This window comes from Streptomyces tendae (genome assembly GCF_014650435.1).
Classification (GTDB): domain Bacteria; phylum Actinomycetota; class Actinomycetes; order Streptomycetales; family Streptomycetaceae; genus Streptomyces; species Streptomyces tendae.
On record NZ_BMUY01000026.1, the window covers coordinates 1 to 12,841 of the forward strand.

The following is a 12,841-nucleotide window of genomic DNA, read 5'->3' on the forward strand; positions in this document are numbered from 1 at the left end:
TGTACGTCCGGTCGCTCACGGTCTACCTGGTCCGCCAGGGCACCCTCGACGACTACGTCTACCTGGAGCACGGCGCCCACTACGCCATCGGCGCCCTCGCCGTGATCCTGCTGGTGACCATCCAGTACGAGATCAACGAGATCATCACCGGCCTGATCGGTGTGGTCCTCATCGGCGCCTCCTTCTGGTCCTCCGTGCGCCGCAACAAGCGCCTCCCGGCAGCCGGGGGCGAGAGCGGAGGAGGAGAGACCGAAGCGGTTTCCACGGCATGAGCTCCATCGGGGTGGCGGGCCCCGGTGGCCGACCTGCGCATGGACGATGCGGCCGGTTCCCTTCGAGGGCCTGGCCGCTGGGTCGCTCCTGACCCGGGCCACGCAACTGCGGATGGCGTGACGCCACGACCGGGCGAGGCCGTTGAACGGTATCGGCCCGTGAACGTGCCGACACATCCGCCGAGGGGCACCTTCCACGGCCCATGCGTACCGGCGGCCTCGCCGGTCAACGAGGGGCGTTCGTCACGCTGGGGGCGGCTCTCCATTGGCCCGCCCGCTGCGGCTGTTCACACCGAGACAGGCTCCTGGGGGGCCTGCCCGGCCGGGAGCAGCACCACCCCGTCCTCATCGGCATGCAGGACATCACCGACGGCGAACGTGATCCCGCCGAACGAAACAGGCACGTCCACCGCTCCCCGCCCCGTCTTGCCCGCCCTGCGCGGATTGGTGCCCAGCGCCTGCACGCCGAGCCTTGTGCCGCCCAGTGCGACGCTGTCGCGGACGGCGCCGTACACGATGACCCCCGCCCATCCGTTGTCGCGGGCCCTGGTGGCCATTCGGTCCCCGAAAAGCGTGGTGTCGAGGGAGCCGCCTCCGTCGACCACCACGACGGCTCCGTCACCGGGCGTACGGAGCAATTCGTGCAGCAAGGCGTTGTCCTCGCGGCAGGAGACGGTCCGCACCGGGCCGGCGAAGGAGCGTACTCCCCCGTAGGTGGTGAACTGCACGCCGCAGACACGCAGTCGGTGCTCGTACTGGTCGGCCAGATCGGCGGTGGGGACGGGAATCGACTGCATCGTTGTAGGCGCTGCCTCTCGTTGCTCCTGGCTTCACAGAGGCGCCGATCAGCACCCCGGCCACACTTTGCATCACTACGTCGATAGATACAATCCCTCGGTGACGGAGAGTCCAGCGGCCGCACCCGCCGCACCCCGGCTCATAGGATGGGGCGTCCCACGTCCCCTTCCGAAGAGCGCAGACTGATGTCGCGGCCCAACCTGACCACCTCCATCGCCACCCGCCTGGTCGATCTCCTGCGCCGCAGCGGCCTCAAGGAGGGCGCGCACGTCACCGAGCAGTGGGCGGCGGACGAGTTGGACGTCTCCCGCACCCCGGCCCGGAAGGCGATGCTCTTCCTGGCCGAGGTCGGCATCCTGAGGCGGGAACCGAATCGGGGCTTCTTCCTGGACCGTGACGCCGCCACCCTGACCGGGACGGACCTCACGGGAGGCGCGGACACGGAGGAGGACGCGTACTTCCGGATCGCCGACGACTACATCGGGGGACGGTTCGCCGGCCCGTTCACCGCTGCGGACATCAGTCGCGGCTACGGCCTGTCGGCACGCCAGGCCGACCGGGTACTGGCCCGCATGGAGTCCGAGGACCTGGTGCGCCGCAAGGCCGGTGGGCGTGGCTGGGAGTTCCAGCAGGTGTTCTCGACCGTCGAGGCGCACGACCAGAGCTACCGCTTCCGCATGATCATCGAGCCGAACGCCCTGCTGGAGCCCGGCTTCACGATCGACCCCGAGGCCGCGGCCCTGCACCGCAAGCAGCAGGAGGCCCTGCTGCGCGGAGACATCCTGCTACTGCCCCGGGCCGAGTTGTTCCACGTCAACGCCTCGTTCCACGAGATGCTCGTGAGCTTCTCGGGCAACCAGTTCCTCCTGGACGCCGCCCGCCGGCAGCACCGGCTGCGCCGCCTCATCGAGTACCGCCACCAGGTCGACCGCTCCCGCCTGGCCGGCCAGGCCCGCGAGCACCTGCACATGCTCGACCTGGTCGAGGACGGGAAGCTCGAGGAGGCGGCCGCCTTCCTGCGCCGCCACCTGGACAAGGTCCGCGTCATCAAGACGCGGGGCTGAGCACCTCACTCCCCGAGCACCCTTCTCCGCCATCGGGGTTTCCGAGAATCCGGCGCTCCAACGGTTGTATCAATCGACGGCTTGAGACAATATGGGCCGCGCCCGGCGCCATGCGCCCGTGGGCTCCTCTTCCCGGAACGACAGCAGGGACCATGAGCACAGACCCCAGCACGGACCCCACCGTCACCGCCGTCCTGACCGTCGAAGGGCACTCGTACCGGTACCAGCCGCTGGCCGGGCTGCTGCCCGCCGAGCGGCTCGCCGAACTGCCGTACGCGGTCCGGGTGCTGCTGGAGAACGTCGCCCGCCGTTCCCCGGCCGCGCTCGGCGACGTACTCGCCCGTGCCCGCTCGGGCCACGGTGACTGCGAGCTCCCGGTGCACCCGAACCGGATCATGCTCCACGACACCACGTGTCTGCCCGCCCTCGCCGACTTCGCCGCCCTGCGCGACAGCGTCGCCGAACTCGGCGGTGACCCGGGGCGGCTCCAACCGGCCGTCCCCGTCGACCTGACCGTCGACCACTCGGTCATCGTCGAGGAGTACGGGCGCCCCGACGCCGTCGAACGCAACCTGCTCATCGACTTCCGCCGCAACGGCGAGCGCTACGCGTTCGTGAAGTGGGCCGAGCGCAGCCTGCGCGGCTTCCGGGTCGTGCCGCCCGGCACCGGAATCATCCACCAGGTCAACATGGAGGTCCTGGCCCGCGTGGTGTGGCGCGACGAGGACCCTCCGGAAGGCGGCCTGCCCTGGCTGCACCCGGACGTGCTGGTCGCCACCGACAGCCACACCCCGATGATCAACGCCCTGGGCGTGGTCGGCTGGGGCGTGGGCGGACTGGAGGGGCAGGCCGCCATGCTGGGCGAGGCGGTGACCATCCCGTACCCGCGCGTGGTGGGCGTGCGTCTGACCGGGCGGCTGCGGTCCGGCGTCGGCGCCACCGACCTGGCGCTCACCCTCACCGAACTGCTGCGCACCAAGGGCGTGGTGGACCGGTTCGTGGAGTTCTGCGGCCCCGGTGCGGCCACCCTCGGGTGGGCTGAGCGTGCCGCGGTCTCCAACATGGCGCCCGAGTACGGGGCGACCTGCGTCTACTTCCCGTACGACGACGAGACCGCCGCCTACCTGCGGCTGACCGGCCGTGACGAGGCACACGTACGACTGGTCGACGCCTACCTGACCGCGCAGGGCCTCAAGCGCACCGCCGACCGGCCCGAGCCACGCTACGACGATGTCATCGACCTCGATCTGGCGACGGTGGAGCCGAGCGTGGCCGGACCGGGACTGCCTCATCAGCGGCTTGCGCTGTCCCAGGTGCCCGGGTCCTTCCGGTCCACCGCGGCCGGCCGGCCCGCGAACACGACGGAGTTCGGGGAGCGGCTCCCCGAGGGGCCGGTCGCCATCGCGGCGATCACCAGTTGCACCAATACCGCCAATCCGACGCTGGTGGTGCAGGCGGCGCTCCTCGCCGAACGGGCGCGACGGGCCGGGCTCACGGCGAAGCCGTGGGTGAAGACGTCCCTGTCCCCCGGCTCACGGGTCGTCGAGGACTACCTGCGCGAGGCCGGGCTCCTGGCGCCCTTGGCGGAGACCGGCTTCCACATCGTCGGCTTCGGCTGCATGACCTGCATCGGCAACTCGGGCCCGCTCCACCCCGAGTTGGAGCGGCTCACCACCGACGCCCGCATCGATCCGGTGGCCGTCCTGTCCGGCAACCGCAATTTCGCCGGCCGCGTCAACCCGCGCGTCGCCCAGTCCTACCTCGCCTCGCCGCCTCTGGTCGTGGCGTACGCGCTGGCCGGCTCGATCCTGCACGACTTCGAGCGCGACCCGCTCGGTACCGGCCCGGACGGCACGTCCGTGTTCCTGAAGGACCTGTGGCCCACCGACGACGAGGTCGCCGCGCGCGTCGCCGCCTCCGTACGGCCCGAGATGTTCCGGACCAACGCCACCCGGCTGCGGGAAGGCACCCGGGCGTGGCACGAGATCGAGGCGCCCGACGGCGTCCGCTTCTCCTGGAGTCCGGACTCCACCTACATCCGCCGCCCCCCGCACCTCACGGGCCTGTCCACCTCGCCGCCCGACCGACTGCGCGTCGAGCGGGCCAGGGTGCTGATGGTGCTGGGCGACGACGTCACCACGGACCACATCTCACCGGCCGGCGCCATTCCGGCGCGCAGTGCCGCCGGGCGCTGGCTGGCGGATCGCGGCGTCGCCCGCCGCGACCTCAACCAGTACTCGACCCGCCGCAGCAATCACGAGGTCATGCTGCGCGGGGCCTTCACCAACGCCGCCGTACGCAACCGGCTTCTCCCCGGGGAATGCGACTTCACCGGCGGTCACGCCCACACCGCCGACCGCTCCGCCGTCCTGCCCGTCCACGAAGCCGCGGCGACCTACCGTGCCGCGGGCCACGATCTGGTCGTGGTCGCGGGCCGCAACTACGGTGCCGGCTCCAGCCGCGACTGGGCCGCCAAGGCACAGGCACTGCTGGGAGTGCGGGCGGTGATAGCCGAGTCCTTCGAGCGCATCCACCGCAACAACCTGATCGGCATGGGCGTGCTGCCCCTGGAGTTCGAGGAGGGCGACACGGCATCGGCCCACGCCTTCACCGGAGAGGAGGAACTCGCCTTCGACGGCCTCGCCGACCTGCGCGTCGGCACGAACCCCGTCACCCTGTCCCGCATCCGGCCCGACGCGCCCCCCGCCACGGTCCGCCTCAGGCTGCGCCTCCACTCGCGCCAGGAACTCGCCTACCTCCGGCACGGCGGGATCCTGCCGTACGTGATGCGCCGCGCCGTCGCGGCGTCGTGACCGGACGGCACCGCGCCCGCCTTTCACCACCCCCACGCCCACCGGCGTCACCCGACCCCGCCGGTCTCTCGAAGCAGCAGACAGCGCCGTCGCGCCCCCTACGAGAAGAGCCGCCATGTCCACCATCCCCCGCCCGCCCGCGCCGGAAGCACCGTCCGGCGCCGGCCCCTCCCGCCGTCACCTCCTACGGGGCGCCGCGGCCGTCGGAAGCCTCACCGCCCTGGGCGGCACACTCTCCGCCTGCACGGCCGACGAGGCGAACGCCGCCGCCCCACAAGCCCCCGCGTACTACCCCGCCGCCTACGACGAAATCGTCGACGCCTCACGGCGGGAGCGGAAACTCCTCATCTACTCGAACACCTCGCAGACCAACTGGCAGCCGGTCTTCGACGCGTTCGTCCGGCGCTACCCATGGCTGTCGGACATCCGCGCCACCAACCTCGGCGGCTCCGCCGTCTATGAGCGCTACTACAGCGAATCCGGCGCCGGAACCTCCCCCGCCGACGTGCTGGCCAACAACGCGGGACCTCTGTGGGGCGACTACGCGACCCGGAACGCCGCCGCCGGCTACCGCTCGCCGGAGAAGGACCACCTGCCCGACTGGGCCGAGCTGCTGCCCGGTGTATGGACCATGTCGACGGACCCGGTCGCTCTCATCTACAACCGCAAGACCCTCGACCCGGACCAGTTCCCCGACGGTCTTCGGACGCTGGCGGCGATCGTGGAGGCACGGCCGTCCCGCTTCCGCGGGAAGATCGGCGTCTACGACCCGACCAACGCCTACGGCTACGCCAGCAACCAGGGCTACACCTCGAACGTCGCGGGCGGCTGGGACACGTTCCGGCGGCTGTTGCCGTTCGCCCATGCCGACCACTCCTCCGGCACGCTCGTGGAGAAGGTCGTCTCCGGCGAGTACGACTTCTCCATCAACCTCAGTGGTGGCGTCGCGATACCCGCCGCCGAGCACAGCGGGGGCCTGCTGGGGTGGAGCTACTACGCGGAGGGCACCGTCGTCATGCCACGTGGAGTGTCCATCGTGAAGACCGCCCCGCACCCGAACGCGGCCCGCCTCTTCCTGGACTTCCTGCTCTCCGCCGAGGGACAGGCGGCGGTCGCCGAGGGCGGCCTGGTGCCGTACCGGCCGGGCGTGCGCCAGGACGCCATGGACAGCCTGCAGGACGTGCGGCGCAGGCTCGGCGCGGAGCGCGTCCATCTGTACCGGCCCGTGCAGGTGCCGGAGCGCGTGCAGGAGGCGTACGTCGCGCGCTGGGAGAAGGCGGCCGGCTGAGCCGCCCCCGCCCGCCCGACGCCCCTGTCCCCACCCCGTTCGTTCGGAGTCTCCATGGCCATCCAGACATCCCCGGCGCCACCCGCGCCGTCCCGCACCCCGCGCGCGGGCGAGCTGGGCACGCCCCAGTACCGGCGCCTGTTCGGCGCCGGACGTGAGGTCACGATCCACTGGCTGACGTTCCTCGTCACCGCCGTGCTCGTCCTCGCCCCCGTCGTACCGATCCTCTACCAGTCGGTCCGCAACCAGCCCCTGTACGCGGCCGGCGGCGCCTTCACCCTCTCGAACTACGCCCACCTGTTCACGTCGGCGGGCTTCGGTTCGATCGTCCTCGACACCCTCCTCTTCGCCGTCCTGACGACCGTGTTCGCGCTCGCCATCGCGGTGCCGATGGCGATTCTGCTGGAGCGCACCCGCTTTCCCGCCGCCCGCCTGTTCGGGCAGGTGCTGCGCTGGCCCATCTACATCTCCCCGCTCGTCCTGGCCTTCGGCTGGATCGTCGTCTACGGCCCGGCCGGCTTCCTGACCAGCGCGGTCCGCGAGGGCTTCGGCTGGGTGCCCTGGAACCTGTACTCACTGCCCGGCATGGCGTTCGTCGAGGCCGTCGCCCAGGTCCCCATCGCCTACCTGTTCTGCGCCAACGCGCTGGCCGCCTCCGACACCTCGCTGGAGAACGCGGCCCGGAGCGTCGGCGCGGGTCCTCTGCGCGTCCTGCGCTCGGTCGTGGTGCCGATGCTGCGCCCGCCGATGCTCTACGCGGGGCTGCTGATCTTCGGCACGGCGATCGAGACCCTGTCCATCCCGCTCATCCTGGGCGAGCCCGCCGGCATCACCCTCTTCTCCAACTTCCTCTACGAGCAGGGCATCGACTCGATCAACCCGGACTACGGCCTGCTGGGCGCGGCGTCCACCTTCATGCTGCTCACCACCATCGCCCTGGTCGTGTTCCAGACGCGGCTGCTCAAGCACGCCCAGCGGTTCGTGTCGGTGCGCGGCAAGGCGACCCGCTCCGACCTGCTCGACATCGGTGCCTGGAAGTGGCTGGGCTTCGCCTTCGTCGGTCTGTACGTCGTCTTCGGCGCACTGCTGCCGATGCTCGCGCTCATCCTGCGCGCGTTCACCTCGTTGCTCACTCCGCTGGTGAACCCGTTCGACCTGCTCACCCTGGACAACTTCCGTCTGATCTTCGACTACGCCCCTTACACCGAGTCGATCGTCAACAGCATCACCGTGGCCTTCGTGGGCGCGGTGGCCGTGACCCTGTTCGGCACGGTGGTCGTCCTCGTGGCACGCCGCTCCGACTTCCGTTTCGCCCGTCTCCTGGAGACGACAGCGCAGTCACCGCACGCGGTCCCGGGTCTGATCGTCGGCATCGGCCTGTTCTGGGCCTTCACCTGGATGCCCGGCGGCGACGCGGTGCGCGGCACGCTCTTCGCGCTGATCATCGCCTTCGGCATCCGGGCACTCCCGTCGGCGTACGGCGCGATCTCCCCGGCGACCATGCAGCTCGGAGCCGAACTCGACAACGCCGCACGTGTCGCCGGCGCCGACTGGTGGCGCACGGTGTCCCGGATCATGCTCCGTCTCCTCGTGCCCGCGATGCTCGCCTCGTTCCTGCTCATCTGGACCCAGATGATCCGCGAGTACGCCCCCGCCATGTTCCTCGCCGGAGCCGAGTCACAGGTCATCGGCACCACCGCCATCGACCTGTGGACCCAGGGTGAGACCGGCTCCGTCGCCGCACTCGCCACCCTCCAGATCGCCGTCACCGCCGTCGTCGCCGGCCTCGCCGGTCTCCTTCTGAAGGGGAAGAAGCATGCCTGAGCTGGTCGTCGAGAACATCAAGAAGTCCTTCCACGGGACCGCGGTCCTGGAGGACATCAACTTCACCGTCGCGGACGGGGAGTTCTTCACCTTGCTCGGCCCGTCTGGCTGCGGCAAGTCCACCACCTTGTCGTGCGTCGCCGGTCTGGAGACCCCCGACTCGGGCACCATCCGCGTCGGCGACCAGGTCTTCTTCGACGGCACCCCGCGCAACACGGTGCCCCCCGAAGGCCGCAACCTCGGCCTGGTCTTCCAGTCGTACGCGCTCTGGCCGCACATGACGATCGCCGACAACCTCGCACTGCCGCTGAAACTCCGCAAGGTCACCAAGGACGAGCAACGGCGTCTCATCGACGACGCCCTCACGAAAGTCGACATGGCTCACCTGCGCGACCGCTACCCCCACCAGCTCTCCGGCGGACAGCAGCAGCGCGTCGCCCTCGCCCGAGGCATCGTCTACTCCCCCGGCGTCCTGCTCCTGGACGAACCGCTCTCCAACCTGGACGCGAAGATGCGCGACCAGGCCCGCGTCTGGCTCAAGGACCTCCAGCGGGAGGTCGGCATCACCACCGTGTACGTCACCCACGACCAGGTCGAGGCCATGTCCCTGTCCGACCGCATCGCCGTGTTCATGCACGGCCGCCTCCAGCAGGTGGGCACACCGACCGAGATCTACGAGACCCCCGCCACCCCAGAGGTCGCCGGCTTCATCGGCCGCTGCAACCTCCTGGAGGGGCGCGTCGGCTCCACCGAGGGCGGAACCGTACAGGTCAAACTGGGTGAAACCGGTCAGCACTTGAGGGTGGTCGGCGCCTGCTCCGCGGGGTCGTCCGCCACCGTGGGCCTGCGCTCGGAGCGCATCACGCTCACCGACCGCGCGGACGCCCCGCACGACGGTGCCGTCAACGTGCTCCGGGCGAGGATCGAGCAGTGTTCGTACACCGGAGCGCGATTCGAGTACGAGCTCAGCATCGGCGATCTGCGCGTCCACGCCGAGAGCCCCGTCCGGCACACGGACGGCGAGATCAACCTGATCGTCCGTCCGGACGACTGCCTGCTGTTCCCCGCACAGGTCTGATCCGAAGCCGGACGTCATGTGTCAGTGGTCGGTCTCCAGGTGGAGCTTGAGCAGGTCCACGCCGTAGTCGTTGCCGTTGGGCGTGCGGATGATGGTGTGGATGTGCTGCTGGGTGGGGGTGCCGCCCATGCCCATGCCGCCACCGCCGGGTCCGCCGCTCGGTGTACCGGTGGGCTGCCCGCTCGGCATGCCCGACGGCCGGCCGCTGGGGGCACCACCGCCGCCGCCCATCTGTGCGTTCTCGCCGTAGGCCAGCGGGGACTGGGCGTCGTACTCGATGAGCACGACCGGGCTGTGCACTCGGTAGTAGAAGGCGGAGGAGTCCTTGGTCTCGCCGATCCAGAAGAAGTACGTGTCGTCGAGGTGCTCCTCCACCTCCTGCATCTTCACCGCCGCGTGGCCGTCGTCCATGTAGCCGACGTAGACACCGACCAGGTCCAGCAGCTTCTGGCGCTGCGCGGAGGTGAACTCCTTGGCGGCGAGGCCCTGGTAGGCCAGCTTCAGGTTGTCCTGGCCGGCCCCGGCCACCATGTCGGTGCCGCCCTTCTCGTCGGCGGAGATCACCTTCTTGCGCTGCGCCGAGGTCAGGGACCGCAGCAGCGCCAGACCGGCCTTGGTCTCCGGCTTGAAGAGAGTGATCTTCTCGCCGTTGTAGGTGGCCGAGGTCGGCTCCGAGCCCATGAAGGTCGGGGACATGACGACCTGGTCGCCGAGGACGAAGTAGTTGATGGCCACGTGGTGGCCCTCGTACTGGAAGCCCCATGGCTTGGTCGTGGACGGGGTTCCCATGAAGGTGAAGTAGTAGTGCCCCTCGGTCAGCGTCTCCCTGCCACCGCCGTTGTAGTCACCGAGGAAGGCGTTGAGCTTCATGATGTTGCGGGTCTGGGTCAGCCCGTCGGCCGACAGGGCCTTGCCGAGCAGGGCGTATCCGAGGGTGCGCTGCTTCTCGGTCAGGTCGCCCATGCGGGCGCCCTCGCGTTCGTAGCCGTCGACGTTGCTCCAGGCCAGCCACTCGTCGTCGTCCACGTCGAACACGGACGCCCGGCGCACCTTGGCGCCGAGCCCGTCCAGGAACGCCTGCGCGGCCTTCACCACCGCATCCGTCGAGACACCGGTGGAGTGGATGGAGAACAGATCGTCGACGACCGTGCCGTCGGTGGTGACACCCTTGAAGTCGGCGTACTTCACCTCGCTGGCACCAGGACCCATGCCCCCGGCACCACCGGGCCCACCTGACGGCATCCCGCTCTGGGCACTGCCGGACGCGGAGCCGTTCGTGTCGGATGCTCCGGCGGAACAGCCGGTCATGGTCGCCACGGCGGCAGCGCCTCCCAACAGCAGAGAGCGGTTCATGAACCAGCGGCGCGTGCGCTCGGTGGCGGGGGTGCGGGGTCGGTGTGCGTGCATGTACGTGACATTCACCCAGAACCCTGGGTTTTCCTTGAGGTCTTTCTGTCAGACGCCTACGAGATCACGACGGTGACAGCAGTCGCCGGCTCCTGCGACGCGGACCGCGCCCGCTCAGCGCGGTGGCTGACCATGGTGCCCGGGCCGGACATGCCCTTCGTGACCAAAGCGGGCTGTCGCCTCCGGCCGGCAGGACGGGCTACGGACAGTGGTCAGGCGCGGGTGCGTCGAAGACGCCGCGTCCGGAACACTGACGGTCTTGCCCCGGCTGTTCGACCACCGCGCCCACCAGGAGAGGAACGGCACAATGAGGAACGACTACGTCCCGGCACTCGACGACCCGGTAGGTCAGTCGCTCGGCGGTCGGCACGCGCATCTCGCCCGACGCTGGGGCCGGGCCGCCGCCTATCTCACCGACGTGGCGACCTTTTCCTCTGTGTCCGCCGTCCCGAACGCAGAGGATTGGGACGACCTGGCCGACCTACTCGGTCCGGGCGCCTTCGCCGACATGTTCAGCTCTCCGGCCGTTCCGCCGTCGAGTTGGGCGCCAGTCTTCAGCCTTGAGGGCCGTCAGATGATCTGGCCCAGTGATGGCGATGGCCGACCTGGCCTCACGTCCTGCACCAACGTGGTCGTGCTGGGCGCGGACAGCGTGCCCGAGATGCTGGATCTCGCCGCGCGGGCCGAGCCGGGGCCGTTCTGGCCCCGTACCCATGAACTCGGCACCTACCTGGGTGTTCGAGTCGACGGCACCCTGGTGGCGATGGCCGGGGAACGCCTGCGTCCTCCGGGCTGGACCGAGATCAGCGCCGTCTGCACCGCTCCCGAAGCACGCGGGCAGGGCCATGCCGCCCGTCTTGTCCGCGCTCTCGCCGAGCGCATCGCGGCGCGCGGTGATCGTCCCTTCCTGCACGTGGCCGAGACGAACACCGGCGCGATCGCCTTGTACGAGCGGCTCGGTTTCAAGACCCGCAGGCCGGTCACTTTCCGGGGTTTCCGGACCCCATGACGTCCGCATCGACGGGCCCGCCCGAAGCGCATGGCCGACGCTTCGCCCGCCACGCGCGCCACCTCACCGGCTTCCGGCCTCCTACTGCTGCTGCCGGAGTTGGCGCAAGGGGGCACCTGGGGGCAGGTCGAGCGGTGCTGCCGGGTCATCGGAAGGATGCCCGGATTCCCTGTGCGCGGGGCTCCGCCATCGGACGCCTCCGCATCCTTCATGAGTTGCCATGCCCAGTCGCGGGATTTACGAAGTCCTGCTTCTTGTCGCTGAGTTCGCGGCCTCCTGACTGATGGTTGCGAGCGGCGGTTGGCACGGAGTCCCAGCGAAGTTAGAACGTCACGCTGTGGTCCGGTAGGCGTGCTCTCTGAATCACGTCATAAGCGACGTGTATGAGCGGCGCAAGCCCCGTCGGGGGCACGCGGCCTGAGGCCGCAAGCCCCCGACGGCGCTCCAGTCAGCAGCAGCGGCTTCCAGGAAACCCGGGCGATGGGCTTCCAGACGTTGCCGAGCATGTCCTGGAGCATGAAGCGGCCGACCCGGGTGGGGAAGGGGAACAGCGCACCGGCGAAGACCGGTCCGGTGCCGGTGGAGGCGAACTGGCTCACCGCGTCGTTCTTCAGCAGCGGCGCACTGAACACCACGCCGATGGCGAGCAGCACGATCGTGCCGACCTTCATGAAGGTGGACAGGTAGTCGCGGGGTGCCAGCAGCATCCACACGGGCAGGACCGAGGCGACGAAGCCGTAGGCGATCAGGCAGAAGACCAGCGTGGTCGGCGCCCAGGTGAAGGCACCGGCGAGCGAGGAGTTCTCGACCCATCCACCGCCGACGATGGCCAGGAGCAGGAGGGCGACGCCGATCAGGCTGGTCTCAAGGACCCGCCCGGGGCGCAGGTAGCGCATGTAGAAGCCCATGAACAGGGCGATGGGGATGGTCATGGTCACCGAGAAGGTGCCCCAGGGGGACTCCGCCAGAGCGTTGACGACCACGAGGGCCAGCACCGCGAGGATGATGACCATGATGGCGAGGACGGCCTCGCCCTGGTGTTCATAGCCGTCGTCCTCGTCTGCGTCGCGATCCTCCCGGACACCCGGGTTTCGCTGGTCGTCTCCGGCGTCTGGGTACTGGTGGTACTCGCCGCCTACACCTTCTACACCAGGGACCCGAAGGGGAAGTCGGCCGATGACCAACCGGTTCGGGAGCCCAGCTCGCCGGGGCCGGCGGAGCCGCTCCACCGCGCCGTGCCCGGCGTGGGCCATACAGAGCAGTGATGAGGACATTCGGGTTCGTCTCC

General features: G+C 69.8%; 10 protein-coding genes and 1 pseudogene. 8 read left to right on the forward strand and 3 right to left on the reverse strand.

From position 1 onward, the window contains the following. Positions 1–272, forward strand: a 272-nt coding sequence (locus IE258_RS38705) for a DUF475 domain-containing protein (protein WP_189750491.1), incomplete at its 5' end; no start/stop codon positions are given. Positions 273–559: 287 nt separating this feature from the next. Here IE258_RS38705 and rraA read toward each other — a convergent pair. Next, the gene (gene rraA, locus IE258_RS38710) at positions 560–1,069 is read right to left on the reverse strand and encodes a ribonuclease E activity regulator RraA (RefSeq protein ID WP_189750492.1); all 510 of its coding nucleotides are present in this window, start codon (positions 1,067–1,069) and stop codon (positions 560–562) included. Positions 1,070–1,255: 186 nt separating this feature from the next. Between rraA and IE258_RS38715 the strand changes: the two genes are divergently transcribed. From IE258_RS38715 to IE258_RS38735, 5 genes are all read left to right on the forward strand, one after another. Further along, positions 1,256–2,134, forward strand: coding sequence for a GntR family transcriptional regulator (locus IE258_RS38715; RefSeq protein ID WP_189750493.1), 879 nt, complete (start codon positions 1,256–1,258; stop codon positions 2,132–2,134). Between the two features lie 152 nt (positions 2,135–2,286). Further along, positions 2,287–4,947 carry an aconitate hydratase AcnA gene (gene acnA, locus IE258_RS38720; protein ID WP_189750494.1) on the forward strand — a complete coding sequence of 887 codons (2,661 nt, stop codon included), beginning with the start codon at positions 2,287–2,289 and terminating at the stop codon, positions 4,945–4,947. A 115-nt stretch (positions 4,948–5,062) separates the two neighbouring features. Then, entirely contained in the window at positions 5,063–6,235 is a 1,173-nt protein-coding gene (locus IE258_RS38725; RefSeq protein ID WP_189750495.1) for an ABC transporter substrate-binding protein, read from the forward strand. A gap of 54 nt (positions 6,236–6,289) precedes the next feature. Next, the gene (locus IE258_RS38730) at positions 6,290–8,059 is read left to right on the forward strand and encodes an ABC transporter permease (protein WP_189750496.1); all 1,770 of its coding nucleotides are present in this window, start codon (positions 6,290–6,292) and stop codon (positions 8,057–8,059) included. Continuing rightward, on the forward strand, positions 8,052–9,137 hold the full coding sequence (locus IE258_RS38735) for an ABC transporter ATP-binding protein (RefSeq protein WP_189750497.1): 1,086 nt from the start codon (positions 8,052–8,054) through the stop codon (positions 9,135–9,137). The genes IE258_RS38730 and IE258_RS38735 overlap by 8 nt, the downstream gene beginning before the upstream one ends. Before the next feature lie 21 nt (positions 9,138–9,158). Here the strand turns inward: IE258_RS38735 and IE258_RS38740 are convergent, their stop codons facing one another. Then, positions 9,159–10,346, reverse strand: coding sequence for a DUF3500 domain-containing protein (locus IE258_RS38740; protein WP_229892715.1), 1,188 nt, complete (start codon positions 10,344–10,346; stop codon positions 9,159–9,161). 505 nt (positions 10,347–10,851) lie between these two features. On the opposite strand from IE258_RS38740, the gene IE258_RS38745 reads away from it, so the two are divergent. Further along, complete coding sequence (locus tag IE258_RS38745; protein WP_189750498.1) at positions 10,852–11,553, forward strand: GNAT family N-acetyltransferase; 702 nt, start codon at positions 10,852–10,854, stop codon at positions 11,551–11,553. 539 nt (positions 11,554–12,092) lie between these two features. Here the strand turns inward: IE258_RS38745 and IE258_RS38750 are convergent. Next, positions 12,093–12,581 (reverse strand): annotated as a pseudogene (locus tag IE258_RS38750) (carbon starvation CstA family protein); the annotation flags it as partial. A gap of 9 nt (positions 12,582–12,590) precedes the next feature. Here IE258_RS38750 and IE258_RS38755 point away from each other — a divergent pair. Then, positions 12,591–12,818: a hypothetical protein gene (locus tag IE258_RS38755; RefSeq protein WP_189750522.1), complete on the forward strand. Its 228-nt coding sequence runs from the start codon at positions 12,591–12,593 to the stop codon at positions 12,816–12,818. Positions 12,819–12,841 lie beyond the last annotated feature (23 nt).